Origin of the sequence: Dyella acidiphila (assembly GCF_014863405.1) — a bacterium.
Classification (GTDB): domain Bacteria; phylum Pseudomonadota; class Gammaproteobacteria; order Xanthomonadales; family Rhodanobacteraceae; genus Dyella_B; species Dyella_B acidiphila.
The window spans coordinates 108,084-125,868 of sequence record NZ_JACZZA010000001.1 but is presented as its reverse complement, the minus strand read 5'-3'; the positions used below and the strand labels follow the sequence as shown (position 1 = coordinate 125,868).

The window sequence follows — 17,785 nt, the reverse complement described above, 5'->3', positions numbered from 1 at the left end:
GGCCGCCGTTCGCAAGTTTTTGGCGCGCGGCGGCCGCTTGTATCAGTGGCTGCCGAAGCCGAAATTCCACACCGCCTGCATACACAGCATCAGCAGCGCCATGCCCAGCAGGCCGGCCCGCGCCGGCCTGCGCAGGTCGGGCGAAGTGGCATAGATGCTTACGCCGATGGCTATGGCCAGCGCCTCCAGCACAAAGTCGGCCCACGGCACGGCGTACAGATGCAGCCCCACCACCGGACCGTGGCGCCATAGCGGCAAGCGGCTGGTGAGATAGTCGACCGCAACATGCGACAGCACCAGCAAGCCGCTGCCCACGGCCAGCGCAGCTTGCCGGAACAGCACGGCAGCGAGCAGCGCAACCACGATGGCTGCGCCGATGGCGCCGGCTACGGTATGCGTATCGGGGCCGATGCTGAGTGCGGGGATCAGATCGCCGAGCACGTCGTGCAGGTCCGGCTCGATCGAGGCGAACAGCAGCCATGCCATCGGCAGCGGCCGCAGCCAGCGCCGCGCGCCCAGCGCGATCGCGTAATGGCCCATGTACATCAGCGCGAAGTCCGCGTGAGATAGCGGTGGAACAGGCAGATCAGCGCGCCCGGCACGCCGAAGCCGACCAGCATCAACAGATAGAAATCCAGCATCGGCGCACGCTCCCTGCGGCGGATTCCAGACGTGATATCAGTGTTTGCGATAGCGGTTGATGCTATCACGCAGCTCCAGCGCGGCCTTGCGCGCCGCTTCGGCAAAATCCTCGCCCTGGCCGGCATACAGGATGGCGCGCGAAGAACTGATCATCAGCCCGTTGCCATCGGCCGTGCGGCCGTTGCGCATCACCGCTTCCACGTCGCCGCCCTGAGCGCCGATGCCAGGCACCAACAGCGGCAGATCGCCGACCAGGCTGCGCACTTCGGCCAACTGCTCCGGCCAGGTGGCGCCGGTGACCAGCGCGCAATTGCCATGCGTATTCCAGTCGCGCGCGATGATCTGCGCCACGTGCTGGTACAGCGGCTTGCCGCCGACGTCGAGGTCTTGCAGGTCCGCAGCGCCGGGATTGGAGGTGTGGCACAGCAGGATCACGCCCTTGTCGGCGCGATCCAGGAACGGCTGCACGGAGTCGCGGCCGAGATAGGGATTGAGTGTGACCGCATCGGCGGCATAACGATCGAAGGCTTCGCTGACGTAGTGCTGGGCGGTGCTGCCGATATCGCCGCGCTTGGCGTCGAGAATCACCGGAATGCCCGGATGCTGCGCGTGGATATGCGCGATCAGGCGTTCCAGCGCATCGTCGGCGCGCAGTGCGGCGAAATGGGCGATCTGCGGCTTGAAGCTGCAGGCCAGGTCCGCGGTGGCGTCGATGATGGCGCGGCAGAACTCGAACACGGCATCCGGGCGCCCATGCAGCTGCGCCGGGAATTTGGCCGGCTCCGGATCCAGGCCCACGCACACCAGGGTGTCGTGCTGCTGCCAGCGCTGCCGCAAGGCGTCGATAAAGACCATGCCGTCATTCCTATAGGGTGGGATGCGATTCGTAATAGTTTAACCCGCACCCCGACCCTACCCAGGACTATCGAGATGGACGATCGCGCTACCGATGCGGCACGCCGCCGCTTTCTGTGTGCCGCCGGCACCCTGGCCGCCACCGCCACGCTGGGGCCGTTGCTGCCGGCGCGGGCGCATGCCGCCGCGGCACCCGTCACGCTGGCGCTGCGGGCAGGCGAGGGCGGCCGGATCTCCGAACGGCTGGTCGGCCTGAGCTACGAAACCCTGCAGATGCATGACCCGGCGTTTTTCTCGCGCGATAACGCGGCCTTGATCGGACTGCTGCGCCGGCTCAACCCGCATGGCGTGCTGCGCCTGGGCGGCAATACCAGCGATTACGCAGCGTGGAGCGGCTATCGCGGTCAGCTGCCGCCGTTTCCGCAGTTGCCGCATGCGGTGTTCAAGCGGCCGTATCTGATCACGCCGGAGCAGTTGTCGAAGCTGGCGGATTTTCTGCACGCCACCGATTGGCGCCTGATCTTCGGCGTGAATCTGGGACGCGACGTGCCGGAGATGGCGGCCGAGCTGGCCGAGGCGGTGCAGCGTGTAGTGGGCGATCGTCTGCTGGCGATCCAGATCGGCAATGAGCCGAACGATTTCAAGGACGAGCACGGCCGCCTGCTCAGCTTCGAGGCGTATTTCGAACGCTGGCAACGCACGGCAGCGGCCGTGCGCCAGCGCGTGAAGGTGCCGCTGGGCGGCCCGGATACCGGCGCCAATACCGATTGGGTACTGCGCTTTGCCGAACAGGTGCCGGATGCCGCGCTGTTGAGTCGCCACTACTACCGCGGCGGTGCGAAGGAGCCGGATGCCGGTGCCGCCCAGCTGCTGGCGGGCGATCCCGGATTTTTTGCAGAGCTGCCGCAGGTTGCAGCGGCCACCGCCACGCGGCATACGCCGTTTGTCCTCACCGAAGTGAATTCGTATTGGAGCGGGGGCAAGCTGGGCGTGAGCAATACGCTTGCTTCCGCGCTGTGGGGCGGCGATTTCGCGCTGGCCTGTGCGCAGGCAGGCGTGGAAAGCCTGAATTTTCATGGCGGCGTGCTCTCGGTACTGGAGACTTCGCTGGATAACAGTGTGGCGCCGAAGCTGGATGCGGGTGGTTCGCTGCAGCAGCGGCTGGATGCGATCAGCGGGCGCTATACGCCGATTGCCGGCGATATCAATGCGGGCTTCTATGCGCGTCCGCTGTATTACGGGCTGTTGCTGGCGCAGCAGTTTGGCGGTGCGCGGTTTATGCCGGTGGCATTGCAGACGGGTGGTATCAACTTGACGGCGTACGCCGCTATTCGCGACACGCAGCGCGTGGTCGCTGTGTTCAACAAAGATATGGTGCGCGATGCCGAGGTGCGGATCAGCCTGGACACGGCTGGCGCGCATGCGCGCGTCTGGCGTTTGCGTGGCGCTTCATTGGATGACGTGCATGGGGTCAGCCTGGCGGGTGCGCAGGTGAGTGGCGATGGTGCGTGGTCGCCGCGCGAGCAGGAAAGCGTGGCGGTGCGCGATGCGGCGTTTGCGTTGCATGTGCCGCGCGGCAGCGCAGCGCTGGTATGGGTGGGCGGTTAGGCCCGTCAGCACGCAGGCGCGTAGGTTGGGTTGGCGCAGCGTAACCCAACACGGTATTCGTCGAAGCGATGGGGCATTGTTGGGTTACGCTGCGCTAACCCAACCTACAAAAAAACGCCCGGCTTGGCCGGGCGTTTTTGTTACATCAAGCAAGCTTCTTGTACTTCACGCGATGCGGCTTGGACGCTTCATCGCCCAGGCGGCGCTTCTTGTCCGCCTCGTATTCGTTGTAGTTGCCGGGGAAGAACTCGACATGCGAGTCGCCTTCGAAGGCGAGGATGTGCGTGGCGATGCGGTCGAGGAACCAGCGGTCATGCGAGATCACCATCGCGCAGCCCGGGAATTCCAGCAGCGCATCTTCCAGCGCACGCAGGGTTTCCACGTCCAGGTCGTTCGACGGTTCGTCGAGCATCAGCACATTGCCGCCCTGCAGCAGGGTCTTGGCCAGATGCAGGCGGCCGCGCTCACCACCGGACAGGTTGCCGACGATCTTCTGCTGATCGGTGCCCTTGAAATTGAAGCGGCCGATGTAGGCGCGCGACTGGATTTCGAAGTTGCCGATGGTGAGGATGTCCAGGCCGCCGGACACTTCCTGCCAAACATTGTGCTTGTCGTCGAGCATGCCGCGCGACTGGTCCACATAGGCCAGCTTCACGGTGTGGCCGAGCTTCACTTCGCCGGAATCGGGCTGCTCCTTGCCCATGATCAGCTTCATCAGCGTGGATTTACCCGCGCCGTTCGGACCGATCACACCAACGATGGCGCCCGGCGGCACCTTGAACGACAGGTCGTCGATCAGCAGGCGATCGCCGAAGGACTTGCTGACGTTCTTGAATTCGATCACTTCCTGGCCCAGACGCTCGCCCGGCGGAATGAAGATTTCATTGGTCTCGTTGCGGTGCTGGTATTCGACCGAGTTGAGTTCCTCGAAGCGGTTCAAGCGCGCCTTGCCCTTGGACTGACGGCCCTTGGCGGCCGAGCGCACCCACTCCAGTTCCTTTTCGATCGCCTTCTGGCGCGACTTTTCCTGGTTGGCTTCCTGCTTCAGGCGCGCGTCCTTCTGCTCCAGCCATTCGGTGTAGTTGCCCTTCCACGGAATGCCGCGGCCGCGGTCCAGTTCCAGGATCCACTCGGCGGCGTTGTCGAGGAAGTAGCGATCATGGGTGACCGCCACCACGGTGCCGGGGTAGTTCTGCAGGAACTGCTCCAGCCAATCCACCGATTCGGCGTCCAGATGGTTGGTGGGTTCGTCCAGCAGCAGCATGTCCGGCTTGGACAGCAGCAGGCGGCACAGCGCCACGCGGCGCTTTTCACCACCGGACAGCGGCCCGATCTTGGCATCCCACGGCGGCAGGCGCAGTGCGTCGGCGGCCACTTCGAGCTGGCGTTCCAGCGCGTGGGCGTCGTTCGCGGCCAGGATGTTTTCCAGTTCCTGCTGCTCTTTGGCGAGCTTGTCGAAGTCGGCGCCTTCCTCGGCATAGGCGGCGTACACCTCGTCGAGGCGCTTTTGCGCATCCAGAATCACGGACACGCCTTCTTCGACCGCTTCACGCACGGTCTTTTCCGGGTCCAGCTGCGGTTCCTGCGCCAGGTAGCCGACCTTGATGCCCGGCTGCGGACGGGCTTCGCCCTGAAAATCGGTGTCCACGCCGGCCATGATGCGCAGCACGGTGGATTTGCCCGCGCCGTTCAAGCCCAGCAGGCCGATCTTGGCGCCGGGGAAGAAGCTCAGCGAAATGTCCTTGATGATCTGACGCTTCGGGGGAACGATCTTGCTGACCCCGTTCATGGTGTAGATGTATTGCATGCTGGCTCCGTAGGCATGCGCGTGGCCGCCCGGGGATGGGTGAGGGCGCGCAAGGCGTGGGTATCAAACCCGGCATTATAGCGGCTTATGGGTAAATCCCGGTGACGGCGCGGACGCCGCCGGCCGCGCCGGTGCACGCCGATCGCCATGGATCGGCCAGCTTTCGCGCCGGCGCCGCCATTTGTGCCTGCCAGGCTCTGCGGCGGTATGCATGGGAGCCGGACGATGGTACGCAGCAATTTCTTGAGCCTGCCCGCGGCGATGCGGCGATTGGACCAGCGCGTTGCCGGCTGGGCGCAGGCGCAGGGGCGCATCGGCGTGGCGCTGCACGAGTTCCTGTGCTTCGGCGCCAAACAGGCGTCGGCCTGCCTGTTCGGCGGCTGCATGGTGCTGCTGCTGGGCCTGAGCTGGGCGTTTTATCCGCCGGGGCTGCCGCTGGCGCGCTATGACTTCCTGACGCTGGCGGCGCTGGCGATCCAGTGCCTGCTGCTGGCGACACGGCTGGAAACCTTCGAAGAAGCGAAGGTGATCCTGTTGTTTCACGCGATAGGCACGGCGATGGAAGTGTTCAAGACGGCGATGGGCTCGTGGATCTATCCGGGCCCCGCACTGCTGCATATCGGCGGCGTGCCGCTGTTTACCGGATTTATGTACGGCTCGATCGGCAGCTATATCGCGCGTGCCTGGCGTCTGTTCGATTTCCGTTTCAGCGCGCATCCGCCGCTGGCGGCGACGATCTGGCTGTCGGTGGCGATCTACGTGAATTTCTTCACGCATCATTTTCTGCTTGATCTGCGCCTGCTGCTGTTTGCGGCGACGGTGCTGCTGTTCGGTCGCACCTGGGTATATTTCCGGATCCGCCAGGTACATCGGCGCATGCCCCTGCTGCTGGGCTTCATGCTGGTAGCGACGTTTATCTGGTTTGCCGAAAACATCGGCACATTTACCGCCGCATGGCGCTATCCGGCGCAGCACCATGGCTGGCAGATGGTGCCGCTGTCGAAGCTGGGTGCATGGTTTCTGCTGATGATCATCAGCTACGTGATGGTGAGCGCAGTCGCACTGCGAAAACCACGTAGGTTGGGTTAGCGCAGCGTAACCCAACGAATTGGCTACGAAGCGGCATCGTTGGGTTGCGCTGCGCTAACCCAACCTACGGTTTCGGGCGTGCTGCTTCCATCACGGCGACGAAGGTGCGCGCATGCAGCGCGGCGGCATCGAAGCCTTCCGGCAGCAGGCCGGCGATCTCCAGCATTACCGCCCCATGCAGCGCGGCCCAGATCTGATGCCCGAGGATTGCCGCTTCCGCCGCGATCACGCCTTCGTCGATCATCACCTGCATATCAGCCGAGATGCAGCGCCACAAACGTGCATGCGCTTGGGCATAGTCGGCATCGTCGCGGTTGGTTTCCGGGTATTCGAACATCAGTCGGTAGCTGGCGGTGTTCCTGCGCGCGAAGTCGATGTACGCATCGCGCACGTTGCGGCTGCGGGTGCGACCGTCGCGGGGCGTATTCAGTGCGTTTTCCAGCGCTTCGGACAGGCTGTGCATGCCGCGCGTGCGCACGGCGGTGATGATTTCTTCCTTGCTGGCGTAATAGCGGTACGGCGTCATGGTGCCGCAGCCAAGTTCGCCGGCCAGGCGGCGCATGGTGACCGCCGCCGGGCCTTCGTCGACGAAGAGTTTCGCGGCCGTCTGGCAGATGCGCGCGCGAAAGGCTTCGGTTTCGGTATCGCTGAGTGCTTTGGGCACGTGGATCTCTACGTTGCCGCGTCAGTGCGTGGGACTGCTGAGCGTCTTGCGGAAGAACGCCAGCGCATCGGCATCGAGCTGGCGGTGCACTGCGATGCGATCGACGCCGGGCGGGTCGCTGCAAATGACCGGATTATCCTGCTTCAACGTTGTGCTGCAGGGATCGATAAACACCCAGTGATCCGCCTTGTGCACCACTTTCACGCCGGCCAGGGTTTTCAGCCACGGTCGGATATGCGCGGCGTTTTCCGGCGGTATCAGGATGTGGTCGGCATCGCCGTAATAGAGAAATACCGGGCGATCGATTTGTTCGATGCCGGCCTGATCGAATATCAGGCTCAGCGGCGCCATCACAAAAGCGGCTTTCACACGCGGATCGGCCGTGCTGCCCCAGTGCGACAGGCTGCCCTGCAGGTTTGCCGCCCATTGCTGCATGCTCATGCCCTGGCTGCGTGCCTGCGCTTCGATCTTGCTGGCGTCGTGGCAGATCGCCTCATCCTTGGGATAGCGATGGCAGTAGTCGATAAAGCGGGCGAATTGCGGCACCGCGCCCACCACCAGCAGGCTGGTATAGCCGCCGGCAGAAAAGCCGGCTACGCCGATGCGCTGCGCGTCGATCAAGGTTTTCCAGTGCGCATCGCCGAGCAGCGCATCGATGGTGGCCTTGACCTGGATCGGCCGTCCGGCCAGCACCACATCGTGGCCGACGCCGCTGGTGTCGTGGAAATTGTCCTTGGGATGTTCCAGCGTCGCCACCACAAAGCCGTGGCTGGCCAGATAGGTGGCCAGTGCGTTGTGACCCAGATCCGAACCGCCGTTGCCATGCGAAATCACCACCAGCGGCCTGGCGCCCGGCAAGGGCGGGGCATTGCGGGTGGCTTCGACGTCGTAAGGGCCGACCTGGGTGACGCCGCCGGCCTGCGCGGTGGGATAGAACACATAGCCCGGCATGCTGCCTTGATTGACCGGGTCAGGGATGGTGATCGCCTGGAAGCCGACTCCCGTGGCGGTCTGGGCAAATAGCAGAACGGGTGCGAGCAGCCACGCAAGCACTAGCCAGCGTAGCGTGTGGGCCCAGCGGAAGCGGGTGGCGTGCATGCGGTTTTCCCCAGTCGATAGATTGCGTACGTCGTACGGTACATTGTACGAAACACCTGGCGCAAGTACTGCCGGTGGCCGCAACCACCCCCTACCATTACACTTTCAAGACTCAATCCCCCGTTCACCCCCCGAGAGGCTCGAATGTTCCCGAAGACCGACACGATTGCCGGCTATGACGATGAACTGGCCAAGGCGATTGCCGATGAAGCTCGGCGCCAGGAAGACCATGTCGAGCTGATCGCTTCCGAGAACTACGCCAGCCCGCGCGTGCTGGAAGCCCAGGGGTCGGTGCTGACCAACAAGTACGCCGAGGGTTATCCGGGCAAGCGCTACTACGGCGGTTGTGAATATGTGGACGTGGCCGAGCGCCTGGCGATCGAACGTCTGAAGCAGCTGTTCGGCGCCACCTACGCCAACGTGCAGCCGCACTCCGGCTCGCAGGCCAACCAGGCGGTGTATTTCGCGCTGCTCAATCCGGGCGACACCATCCTGGGCATGAGCCTGGCCCATGGCGGCCATCTCACCCACGGCGCCAAGGTCAACATCTCCGGCAAGCTGCTCAACGCCGTGCAGTACGGTGTGAACGAGCAAGGCCTAGTCGATTACGACGAAGTCGAGCGCCTGGCGGTCGAACACAAGCCGAAGATGATCGTCGCCGGCTTCAGCGCTTATTCGCAGGTGATGGACTGGGCGCGCTTCCGCGCCATTGCCGACAAGGTCGGCGCCTATCTGTTTGTCGACATGGCGCACGTGGCCGGCCTGATCGCGGCCGGCGTGTACCCGAACCCGGTGCCGCATGCGCACGTGGTGACGTCCACCACGCACAAGACCCTGCGCGGCCCGCGCGGCGGTTTCGTCATCGCCAAGGACGCCGGCGAAGAGCTGGAAAAGAAGCTGCAGTCGATCGTGTTCCCGGGTATCCAGGGCGGTCCGCTGATGCACGTGATCGCGGCCAAGGCGGTGGCCTTCAAGGAAGCGCTGGAACCGTCCTTCAAGGAATACCAGGCGCAGGTGGTGAAAAACGCCAAGGCGATGGCCAAGACGCTGATCGAGCGCGGCTACAAGGTCGTCTCCGGCGGCACCGAAAACCATCTGATGCTGATCGACCTGATCGGCCGCGAAGTTACCGGCAAGGATGCGGAAGCGGCGCTGGGCAAGGCGCATATCACGGTCAACAAGAATGCCGTGCCGAACGATCCGCGCTCGCCTTTCGTCACCTCCGGCCTGCGTGTCGGCACGCCCGCCGTCACCACCCGCGGCTACAAGGAAGCGGACGTGATCGAGCTCACCCAGTGGATCTGCGATGTGCTGGATGCGCCGGCTGACGAAAGCGTGATTAAAACCGTGCGCGAGAAAGTCTCGGCACAGTGCAAGAAATTCCCGGTTTACGCTTGATCGTACAAGGCGCTTTCACTCGCTAGATGCATTGCCCATTCTGTCAGCATGAAGACACGCGCGTGATCGATTCACGCCTCGCCGACGACGGCGCCACCGTGCGTCGCCGCCGCGAATGCCCGCAGTGCGGCGAGCGTTTCAATACCTTCGAAACCGCAGAATTGAAGCTCCCGGCCATCGTCAAGAGTGGCGAGCGCCGGGAGAACTTCGACGAGCACAAGCTGCGCATCAGCTTCGAACGTGCGCTGCAGAAGCGCCCGGTGGCCAGTCACGATGTCGACAGCGCAGTGCGCGAGATCGTCAACGACCTGCGCCGCAGCGGCGAGCGGGAAGTGCCGGCGCGCCATATCGGCGAGCTGGTGATGCGCGAGTTGAAGAAACTCGACCAGGTGGCGTACGTGCGCTTTGCCTCGGTGTATCGCAAGTTCGAAGACGTGCATGCGTTCCGCGAAGAGATCGAGAAACTCGAGCGCGATCTGCCGCCGGGGCTGGAAAACATGCAGCTGTCGCTGCTGGGCGAAGCGGCCGCTGCGGCCGCGGTCAAGCGCAATCACCGCAAGGGCTGAGCCGGCTGGGGTAGGTTGGGTTGGCGCAGCGTAACCCAACAATGTCCCATTGCTTCGACGAATTCCTTGTTGGGTTACGCTGCGCTAACCCAACCTGCGCCGATCTGCGCCTGCTGCGCTGTCAGCCCAGGCTTTGCAGCCACGCATCATCCGAACCTTCCTCCACGCCTTCGAACAGGAAGGTGGAGATATAGCGTTCGCCGGTATCCGGCAGCATCGCCAGGATCACGCTGCCCGCTTCGGCTTTCTCCGCATACTTCAGTGCTGCCGCTACCGTGGCGCCGGCAGAGATGCCGACGAAGATGCCTTCTTCCTTGGCCAGCCTGCGCGAGGTATCGCGGGCCAGCACGTCGTCCACCGGCAGGTCGAGATCGAAGATCTTGCGGTTCAGCACTTCGGGCACGAAGTCCGGCGTCCAGCCCTGGATCTTGTGCGGCTGCCACGGCTGTTCGCCGAGCAGCGATGCGCCGGCCGGCTCGGACACCACGATCTTCACGTCGGGACGCGCCACCTTCAGCACTTCGCCCACGCCGGTCAGCGTGCCGCCCGTGCCCCAACCGGTGACGAAGGCGTCCAGCCGCTTGCCGGCGAAATCGCGCAGGATTTCCGCGGCAGTGGTGTTGCGGTGATAGGCCGGATTGGCCGGATTCTGGAACTGCCGCGGCAGGAACCAGCCATGCTTGGCAGCCAGTTCTTCGGCGCGGCGAACCATGCCGGTACCGCGCTCGGCTGCTGCCGTCAGCAGCACCTTCGCCCCGTAGGCGCGCATCAATTTGCGCCGCTCCACCGAGAAGGTTTCGGTCATCACCGCCACGAAGTGGTAGCCGCGCGCTGCGCAGACCATTGCCAGCGCCACGCCGGTATTGCCCGAGGTGGCTTCCACCACGGTATCGCCCGGCTTGAGCAGGTCTTTCTTTTCCGCGTCCAGGATCACTGCGATGGCCAGGCGATCCTTCACCGAACCGCCGGGATTGAACGCCTCCACCTTGGCGTACAGCGTGACATGCGCCGGCGCCACCCGATGCAGCCGAACGATGGGCGTATTGCCGATGGTGTCGAGGATATTGTCGTAGATCATGGCGGTTCTCCGGGCCGGATGGGCGAGACGCAAGAGCTCAAGGCTACTCCCGATTGTCGTGAGGCGACAAACGCCGTGCGATCGCGCACACTGACAATCATGCATATGGATATTCAGTCGCTTCCATGAGTTTCTCCATCGTCGATGTTGCACATATGGCACAGGCGTTACGCCTGGCGGAACGTGGGCTTTACACCACCCAGCCCAACCCCCGCGTAGGCTGCGTGATCGCACACGGCGAAGAAGTGGTCGGGCAGGGCTGGCATGAACGCGCCGGCCAGCCGCATGCGGAAGTATTTGCACTGCGCGAGGCGGGACCGCGCGCACTGGGCGCAACGGCCTATGTCACGCTGGAACCTTGTGCGCATCACGGACGCACGCCGCCGTGCGCGGATGCGTTGCTTGCGGCCGGCATCGGGCGGGTGGTGATCGCGGCGGAAGATCCGTTTCCGCAGGTGGCAGGACGCGGCATTGAGAAGTTGCGCATGGCCGGCGTAGCGGTGGAGGCGGGCTTGCTGCGCGATGCAGCGCGCGAACTCAATCTCGGTTTCTTCAGTCGCATCGAACGCGGACGTCCCTGGGTGCGAGTGAAGTTGGCGATGAGCCTGGATGGCCGCACGGCGCTGGCCAATGGCGAATCCAAATGGATCACCGGTGAGGCCGCGCGTGCGGATGTGCAGCATTGGCGTGCGCGCAGCTCGGCCATTCTCAGCGGCAGCGGCACCGTGCTGGCCGACAATCCGCGCCTTACGGTGCGCCTGGACGAAACGCCGTTTACGCCGCCGTGGCGTGTGATCCTCGATCGCCAGCTGCGCACGCCGGCAGGCAGCCACGTGCTGGATGGCCAGGTACCCACGCTGGTGTTGCATGCGGACACGGCGGGCCAACCCGATCACCGTTTCGAGCGCGTCGAATGCATGGCCATTCCCTCCGCGGATTCATCGCTGGACCTGCACGCTGTGTTGCGTCTGCTGGCCGAGCGCGGTTGCAGCGAGGTGCATGTCGAAGCCGGCCCCACGCTATGCGGCGCGCTGCTGGCCACCGGCCTGGCGGACGAGCTGCTGCTGTATATCGCCCCATTGCTGCTGGGCGATGCGGCCCGCCCGCTGCTGCATCTGCCGGCGTTGACCGAGATGGCCTCGCGCTGGTCGCTGCACACCGTGGACCAGCGCCAGCTGGGCGGCGACTGGCGCCTGCAGCTGCGCCCGGCCTGAGCGGCCGGGGCTTGGTGCTAGAATGCGCCGGCCGGCTGGTCCGGCAAACACAACAAACGTCTTCAGGGCGGGGTGGAATTCCCCACCGGCGGTAGAGGTCGCAAGACCTGAGCCCGCGAGCGCTTCCGGCGGTGCCGGAAGGTCAGCAGATCCGGTCCAAGGCCGGAGCCGACGGTCACGTAGTCCCGGTTTGTCGGGGCTGCTCAGAGTCCGGATGAAAGAAGACGGCGGCATGTATCGCGCAAGCGGTGCGTGTGCCTCATGCCTTGGGGCGTTCCCACATGACTTTGCGTGGAGAACGTTCATGATTATTCGTCCTTGCTTGGCTGCGTCCCCTTCCGCTGCGGAGGTGCGCTGATGTTTACCGGTATTGTGCAAAGCGTGGGCCGCATCCTGCGGCTGGAACCGCGCGGCGGCGATGTACGCCTGCATGTCGATACGGCCGATCTCGATCTGACCGATGTGCAGCTCGGCGACAGCATTGCTGTTTCCGGCGTGTGCCTGACGGCGATCACGCTGGAAGCGCGCGGATTTTCCGCCGATGTGTCCAACGAAACCCTGGCGCATACCACCCTGGGCAAGCACCAGGCCGGCGATCCGGTGAATCTGGAAAAGGCACTGCGGCTGGCCGACCGGCTCGGCGGTCACCTGGTCTCCGGCCACGTCGATGGCGTAGGCAAGGTGGTCTCGATCGCGCCCGACGGCCGCTCGCAGCGCTGGACCTTCGAGGTGCCGGCCCAGTTGGCCCGCTATATCGCCTCCAAGGGCTCGATCTGCATCGATGGCACCAGCCTGACGGTCAACGAAGTGATCGGCAACCGCTTCGGGGTAAACCTTATCCCCCATACGGTGGAACACACGGCTTTCCAGGCACGGCGTGCGGGTGATGCGGTGAACATCGAAGTGGATGTGGTGGCGCGCTATGTGGAGCGGCTGATCGGCGGCGGCGAAGGCTCGCGCATCGATGAGGCGTTTCTCAAGCAGCACGGCTTTGCGTAACTGATCGTGATCGCTTTGGCGTGCGCGGTATGCGCCGACGGTAGCTCGCGCCCCGTTGCCGTCATTTCTGCATTCGCGGGAATGACGGCGCTGAGGAAGATGCGGCACTTATGCATCGCATAGCCACCCAAAGCCAGTCCTAATCAAAGGAACAGAACATGGCATTCAATACCATCCCCGAAATCCTCGAAGACATCCGTGCCGGCCGCATGGTGGTGATCCTCGACGACGAAGATCGCGAGAACGAAGGCGATCTGATCATGGCCGCACAAATGGTGCGGCCGGAAGACATCAACTTCATGGTGCGCGAAGCACGCGGCCTGGTCTGTCTTACGCTGACCGAACAGCGCACGCGCCAGCTCGGCCTGCGTCCGATGGTGAGCGACAACACTTCGCCGTATCACACCAACTTCACGGTCTCGATCGAGGCGGCCGAAGGCGTCACCACCGGCATCTCCGCGCATGACCGCGCCCGCACCATCCAGGTGGCGGTGAAGGGCGATGCCAAGCCGCAGGATCTTTCCCAGCCCGGCCACATCTTTCCGCTGACCGCTCAGCCCGGCGGCGTGCTGACGCGCGCCGGCCATACCGAAGCCGGCTGCGATCTGGCCGCCCTGGCCGGACTGGAACCGGCCGCGGTGCTGATCGAAGTGCTGCACGAAGACGGCTCGATGGCTCGTCGTCCCGAACTGGAAATATTCGCCGCCAAACATGGCTTGAAGATCGGCTCGATCGCCGACCTGATCCGTTATCGCCTGGAAACCGAAAAGACCGTCCAGCGCGTGTATGAAGAAGAAGTGCAGACCGAGTTCGGTCCGTTCCGCCTGGTGGCCTATCGCGATGCGATCAAGCATGGACTGCATTTCGCGCTGGTGCGCGGTGCGGTGGACGACGGCGCGCCGGTGCTGTCGCGCGTGCACGTGCGCAACACGCTGTCGGATGTGCTGCATTTGCAGCGCGACGACCTGGGCCTTACGGTCACCTCCGCGTTGCGGCGCATTGCCGATGAAAATCGCGGTGTGCTGTTGGTGCTTTCCGGCGAAGACACCCCCGATGCCCTGCTCAAGCGCCTCAACCGCCAGCCGCCGGCGCAGGCGCCGGAAGAAATGCAGCAGCAGGAATGGCGCCAGCACGGTCTTGGTGCGCAGATACTGACCGATCTGGGCGTGCGCCGGCTGCGCGTGCTGGGCACGCCGCGCAAGCTGGTCGGCCTTGCCGGTTTCGGCCTGGAAGTAGTCGAGCACACCGAATAAAGCGCTCGCGTAAATCCCGTCATCCCGTCATCCCGGCGAAGGCCGGGACCTGGCGTCTTTGAAATGCGAAAAAGTCACTAGGCCCCGGCCTGCGCCGGGGTGACGGTGTTTGGTTGCAGGGCTGACGGTGGCGTGTCGTATTCGGTCTGGTTCCCTATGCCGTGCCGGCGATTCCCGTTACCCTGCTGGGGCTGATTCCACTGAAACGAGGTCGCGATGAATATCAAGGATCTGACGTTCGGGCGCAGGCAGTTGCGCGCCATGGGTCTGACGGCGCTGGCCGTTGCATGCGCATCCAGTGCATTCGCGCAGCAGGCCCCCACCACGCCACCCTCGCTGACGGCGGACGAACGTGCGGAGCAGATGCTCAAGCAGATGTCGCTCAAGGACATGCATCACATGGTGCAGAGCTACAACACCATGCAGGGTCAGCAGCCGCCCGGCGGCATCGGTACGGCCGGCTATGTGCCGGCGCTGGACAAGCTCGGCATTCCCGCCCAGCAGCAGAACGACGCCGGCATCGGCGTGCACAACTATCCGCTCGACGCCGGTCCCGGCAAGCAGCCCAACCATGTGCGTGGCGAGCAGGGCAATGCCACGCCGCTGCCGTCGACGCTGGCCGTGGCCGCCAGCTGGAATCCGCAGATCGCCTATGACGGCGGCCGCATGATCGGCGGCGAAGCGCACGCGCAGGGCATCAATATCCTGCTGGCTGGCGGCATCAATCTCACGCGCGAGCCGCGCGACGGCCGCACCTTCGAATACCTCGGCGAGGATCCGCTGCTGGCCGCGCGCATCGATGGCGCGGAGATTCGCGGCATCCAGTCGCAGCACGTGATCTCCACCATCAAGCACTACGCGGTCAACGACCAGGAAACCAACCGCCTGACCGTCAGCTCCAACATCGACGAGCGCGCCATGCGCGAATCGGATCTGCTCGCCTTCGAGCTGGCCATCGAAGACGGCCATCCCGGCTCGGTGATGTGCGGCTACAACAAGGTCAACGGTGTGTGGGATTGCTCCAACAACCACCTGTTGAACGAGATCCTCAAGGGCGACTGGAAATATCCCGGCTGGGTGATGACCGACTGGGGCGCCGACCACGGCCCGATGGATGCGCTGTCCGGCACCGACCAGGTCTCCGGCATCGATGTCGGCACTGGACTCAGCATCGGCAGCACCAGCAACAGCTTCGGCGATCCGCTGCTGCAGGCGATCGCCAAAGGCAGCATTCCGCGCAGTCGCCTGGAGGACATGGTGCGGCGGATCCTGCGTTCGATGTATGCGGTGGGATTGTTCGACTTCCCGCCGGTGACCAAGGCGCTGGATGCCGAGGCCGATGCGCTGGTTTCGCAGCGTGCGGCCGAGCAGGGCATCGTGCTGCTGAAGAACGAGCAGGGGCAGTTGCCGCTGCAGGGCGCCATCAAGTCGGTAGCGATCATTGGCGGCCATGCCGATGCGGGCGTGCTTTCGGGCGGCGGTTCGGCGCAGGTGTGGCCGATCGGCGGCCCTGCCATCCCGGCGGTGAAGGGACCGGACTGGCAGTGGAAGGTCTACGATCCGTCCTCGCCGATGAAAGCGCTGCAGAAGCTGCTGCCGAACGCGAAGATCAGCTACGACGACGGCAGTGATCCGACGCGCGCGGCGGCACTGGCCAAGAGCTCCGACGTGACGCTGGTGTTCGCCACGCAGTGGACCTGCGAAGGCGTCGATGTGCCGAATCTCGCGCTGCCCGACAAGCAGGACGCGTTGATCGACGCGATCGCCGCCGCCACGCCGCATAGCGTGGTGGTGCTGGAAAACGGCGGCCCGGTGAAGATGCCGTGGCTGTCCAAGGTGAGCGCGGTGGTGGAAGCGTGGTTCCCGGGTGCGCGCGGTGGCGAGGCGATCGCCAATGTGCTGACCGGCAAGATCAATCCTTCCGGCCGCCTGCCGGTCACCTTCCCCAAGGACGAAACACAGCTGCCGCGTCCGGTCATCACCAACGAGCAGCAGGTCGACTACAACATCGAAGGCGCCGCCGTCGGCTACAAGTGGTTCGACAAGAAGCAGCTGGAGCCGCTGTTCCCGTTCGGCTTCGGCTTGTCCTACAGCAGCTTCGGCTACAGCAACCTGCATGTGAACAACTACGGCGCGCATGTGACGGTGAGCTTCACCGTGACCAACACCGGCAGCCGCGCCGGTATGGATACGCCGCAGCTGTATGTCGGCATGCCGCAAGGCAGCGGCGAGGCGCCCCGTCGCCTGGCCGGCTTCGAGAAGGTATCGCTGCAGCCGGGCCAGAGCCGCACGGTGACGCTCACCGTCGATCCGCGCCTGCTCGCCGTATTCGATCCGCAGGCGCATCGCTGGCAAGTGGCGGCCGGTTCGTATCCGCTCCAGGTCGGACACTCGTCGCGCGATTTCGCCTTGAGCGGCAGCGCGACGGTGGCGGCCGCCAGCATCGCTCCCTGAGTCCCCGCGCAGAGATCCCGGAGAATCCCGCTTCATGTCGGCCCATGCCTCCTGTCGCATTCGCCTGATCGCGCCTTCGGGCTATCCGCATGACCGCGCCGCGATGGCCCGCGGCGTGGCCCGCCTGCGCCAGGCCGCCTGCACAGTGGAGGGCGAGGAGGTGTTGGGCCGCGCCGAGCTGCGCTATGCCGGCAGCGATGCCGAGCGTGCGGCCGATCTCAATGCGCTGGCCACGGCCGAGGTACTGCCGGATGTCGCCTTGTCCATCCGCGGCGGCTATGGCGCCACGCGGCTGCTGGAGCATCTGCACTACGACGCGCTGCGCGAACGCCTGTCCGGCCAGCCGATGGTGCTGGTCGGGCACAGCGATTTCACCGCCGTGCAGATGGCGTTGTATGCCCGCGCCGGGCTGCTCAGTTTCGGCGGCCCGATGCTGGGGCCGGATTTCGGCGCCAAGGAACTGAGTCCGCTCACCTGGCGGCATTTCTGGCGCACCATCAGCGCGCCGCAGGGCAATGCCAGCTGGGATTGCGGCGAAACGGCCGAGCTGGCGGTGGAGGGGCCGCTATGGGGCGGCAACCTCGCCATGCTGTGCAGCCTGCTGCAGACGCCGTATTTCCCGCGCATCGACGGCGGCATCCTGTTCGTGGAAGACGTGGGCGAGCCGCCGTTCCGGATCGAGCGGCTGCTGTACCAGCTGCATCTTTCCGGTGTGCTGGGGCGCCAGCGGGCGCTGATCCTGGCCGATTTCACCCAATGCCGCCCGGCCGCCTACGACAACGGCTACGACCTGACCGACGGCTTCGCCCAGATCCGTCGCATGGCCGGCATCCCCGTGCTGTCGGGCATGCCGTTTGGCCACGAGCCGGACAAATTCACCCTGCCGTTCGGCGCACCGGCGCGGCTGCGCGTGATCGGGCGGCGGGCCAGCCTGGATTTCAACGCTTATCCGCATTTGCGGCACCCACACGAGCCCTCGCTCAGCGCGATCCAAGCAGTCACCTCCCCAAACCCGTAAAATACCGGGCTCGCACGGGTCCGGCCCGTCCACAGGAAGCTA

At 64.7% G+C, this 17,785-nt stretch carries 15 protein-coding genes and 1 riboswitch; of the genes, 9 read left to right on the top strand and 6 right to left on the bottom strand.

Going from position 1 to position 17,785, the window contains the following annotated elements:
- Window positions 1–42: 42 nt before the first annotated feature.
- Window positions 43–546 carry a hypothetical protein gene (locus IGX34_RS00680; protein WP_192553742.1) on the bottom strand — a complete coding sequence of 168 codons (504 nt, stop codon included), beginning with the start codon at window positions 544–546 and terminating at the stop codon, window positions 43–45.
- Between the two features lie 132 nt (window positions 547–678).
- Window positions 679–1,497 carry an orotidine-5'-phosphate decarboxylase gene (pyrF, locus tag IGX34_RS00675; protein ID WP_192553741.1) on the bottom strand — a complete coding sequence of 273 codons (819 nt, stop codon included), beginning with the start codon at window positions 1,495–1,497 and terminating at the stop codon, window positions 679–681.
- A gap of 75 nt (window positions 1,498–1,572) precedes the next feature.
- Between pyrF and IGX34_RS00670 the strand changes: the two genes are divergently transcribed.
- A complete protein-coding gene (locus tag IGX34_RS00670; protein ID WP_192553740.1) occupies window positions 1,573–3,105 on the top strand; it encodes a glycosyl hydrolase family 79 C-terminal domain-containing protein in 1,533 nt (510 codons plus the stop codon).
- 145 nt (window positions 3,106–3,250) lie between these two features.
- Here IGX34_RS00670 and ettA read toward each other — a convergent pair whose 3' ends face one another.
- Window positions 3,251–4,912, bottom strand: a complete 1,662-nt coding sequence (ettA, locus tag IGX34_RS00665) for an energy-dependent translational throttle protein EttA (RefSeq protein ID WP_192553739.1) — start codon at window positions 4,910–4,912, stop codon at window positions 3,251–3,253.
- 225 nt (window positions 4,913–5,137) lie between these two features.
- Between ettA and IGX34_RS00660 the strand changes: the two genes are divergently transcribed.
- Window positions 5,138–6,001, top strand: coding sequence for a DUF817 domain-containing protein (locus IGX34_RS00660; protein ID WP_192553738.1), 864 nt, complete (start codon window positions 5,138–5,140; stop codon window positions 5,999–6,001).
- A gap of 64 nt (window positions 6,002–6,065) precedes the next feature.
- On the opposite strand, the gene IGX34_RS00655 is transcribed toward IGX34_RS00660, so the two are convergent.
- Both IGX34_RS00655 and IGX34_RS00650 read right to left on the bottom strand, forming a co-directional pair.
- A complete protein-coding gene (locus IGX34_RS00655) occupies window positions 6,066–6,665 on the bottom strand; it encodes a WHG domain-containing protein (protein ID WP_192553737.1) in 600 nt (199 codons plus the stop codon).
- Between the two features lie 21 nt (window positions 6,666–6,686).
- Window positions 6,687–7,763, bottom strand: a complete 1,077-nt coding sequence (locus tag IGX34_RS00650) for an alpha/beta hydrolase family protein (RefSeq protein ID WP_192553736.1) — start codon at window positions 7,761–7,763, stop codon at window positions 6,687–6,689.
- 144 nt (window positions 7,764–7,907) lie between these two features.
- On the opposite strand from IGX34_RS00650, the gene glyA reads away from it, so the two are divergent.
- Complete coding sequence (gene glyA / locus IGX34_RS00645; protein WP_192553735.1) at window positions 7,908–9,161, top strand: serine hydroxymethyltransferase; 1,254 nt, start codon at window positions 7,908–7,910, stop codon at window positions 9,159–9,161.
- A gap of 26 nt (window positions 9,162–9,187) precedes the next feature.
- A complete protein-coding gene (gene nrdR / locus IGX34_RS00640; RefSeq protein WP_192553734.1) occupies window positions 9,188–9,727 on the top strand; it encodes a transcriptional regulator NrdR in 540 nt (179 codons plus the stop codon).
- 121 nt (window positions 9,728–9,848) lie between these two features.
- Here nrdR and cysK read toward each other — a convergent pair whose 3' ends face one another.
- A complete protein-coding gene (gene cysK / locus IGX34_RS00635; protein ID WP_192553733.1) occupies window positions 9,849–10,805 on the bottom strand; it encodes a cysteine synthase A in 957 nt (318 codons plus the stop codon).
- Between the two features lie 155 nt (window positions 10,806–10,960).
- Here cysK and ribD point away from each other — a divergent pair, with 155 nt between their 5' ends.
- The 5 genes from ribD (at window position 10,961) to ldcA (ending at window position 17,743) form a co-directional block, all read left to right on the top strand.
- Entirely contained in the window at window positions 10,961–12,019 is a 1,059-nt protein-coding gene (gene ribD / locus IGX34_RS00630) for a bifunctional diaminohydroxyphosphoribosylaminopyrimidine deaminase/5-amino-6-(5-phosphoribosylamino)uracil reductase RibD (protein ID WP_192554473.1), read from the top strand.
- A gap of 54 nt (window positions 12,020–12,073) precedes the next feature.
- Window positions 12,074–12,249: riboswitch (FMN riboswitch) on the top strand.
- A gap of 127 nt (window positions 12,250–12,376) precedes the next feature.
- A complete protein-coding gene (locus IGX34_RS00625; RefSeq protein ID WP_192553732.1) occupies window positions 12,377–13,018 on the top strand; it encodes a riboflavin synthase in 642 nt (213 codons plus the stop codon).
- A 158-nt stretch (window positions 13,019–13,176) separates the two neighbouring features.
- Window positions 13,177–14,271: a bifunctional 3,4-dihydroxy-2-butanone-4-phosphate synthase/GTP cyclohydrolase II gene (gene ribBA, locus IGX34_RS00620; protein WP_192553731.1), complete on the top strand. Its 1,095-nt coding sequence runs from the start codon at window positions 13,177–13,179 to the stop codon at window positions 14,269–14,271.
- Window positions 14,272–14,532: 261 nt separating this feature from the next.
- Window positions 14,533–16,725, top strand: coding sequence for a beta-glucosidase family protein (locus IGX34_RS00615; protein ID WP_338015409.1), 2,193 nt, complete (start codon window positions 14,533–14,535; stop codon window positions 16,723–16,725).
- A gap of 34 nt (window positions 16,726–16,759) precedes the next feature.
- Complete coding sequence (gene ldcA / locus IGX34_RS00610) at window positions 16,760–17,743, top strand: muramoyltetrapeptide carboxypeptidase (protein ID WP_192553729.1); 984 nt, start codon at window positions 16,760–16,762, stop codon at window positions 17,741–17,743.
- Window positions 17,744–17,785 lie beyond the last annotated feature (42 nt).

What these genes read in the sequence shown, in the direction of transcription:
- nrdR (WP_192553734.1), top strand. Translation starts at nt 9,188, where the DNA reads ATGCATTGCCCATTCTGTCAGCATGAAGACACGCGCGTGATCGATTCA.
- ldcA (WP_192553729.1), top strand. Translation starts at nt 16,760, where the DNA reads ATGTCGGCCCATGCCTCCTGTCGCATTCGCCTGATCGCGCCTTCGGGC.
- pyrF (WP_192553741.1), bottom strand. Translation starts at nt 1,497, where the DNA reads ATGGTCTTTATCGACGCCTTGCGGCAGCGCTGGCAGCAGCACGACACC.
- IGX34_RS00625 (WP_192553732.1), top strand. Translation starts at nt 12,377, where the DNA reads ATGTTTACCGGTATTGTGCAAAGCGTGGGCCGCATCCTGCGGCTGGAA.
- ribBA (WP_192553731.1), top strand. Translation starts at nt 13,177, where the DNA reads ATGGCATTCAATACCATCCCCGAAATCCTCGAAGACATCCGTGCCGGC.
- IGX34_RS00615 (WP_338015409.1), top strand. Translation starts at nt 14,533, where the DNA reads ATGGGTCTGACGGCGCTGGCCGTTGCATGCGCATCCAGTGCATTCGCG.
- ettA (WP_192553739.1), bottom strand. Translation starts at nt 4,912, where the DNA reads ATGCAATACATCTACACCATGAACGGGGTCAGCAAGATCGTTCCCCCG.
- IGX34_RS00680 (WP_192553742.1), bottom strand. Translation starts at nt 546, where the DNA reads ATGTACATGGGCCATTACGCGATCGCGCTGGGCGCGCGGCGCTGGCTG.
- IGX34_RS00660 (WP_192553738.1), top strand. Translation starts at nt 5,138, where the DNA reads ATGGTACGCAGCAATTTCTTGAGCCTGCCCGCGGCGATGCGGCGATTG.
- cysK (WP_192553733.1), bottom strand. Translation starts at nt 10,805, where the DNA reads ATGATCTACGACAATATCCTCGACACCATCGGCAATACGCCCATCGTT.
- IGX34_RS00670 (WP_192553740.1), top strand. Translation starts at nt 1,573, where the DNA reads ATGGACGATCGCGCTACCGATGCGGCACGCCGCCGCTTTCTGTGTGCC.
- IGX34_RS00650 (WP_192553736.1), bottom strand. Translation starts at nt 7,763, where the DNA reads ATGCACGCCACCCGCTTCCGCTGGGCCCACACGCTACGCTGGCTAGTG.
- glyA (WP_192553735.1), top strand. Translation starts at nt 7,908, where the DNA reads ATGTTCCCGAAGACCGACACGATTGCCGGCTATGACGATGAACTGGCC.
- ribD (WP_192554473.1), top strand. Translation starts at nt 10,961, where the DNA reads ATGGCACAGGCGTTACGCCTGGCGGAACGTGGGCTTTACACCACCCAG.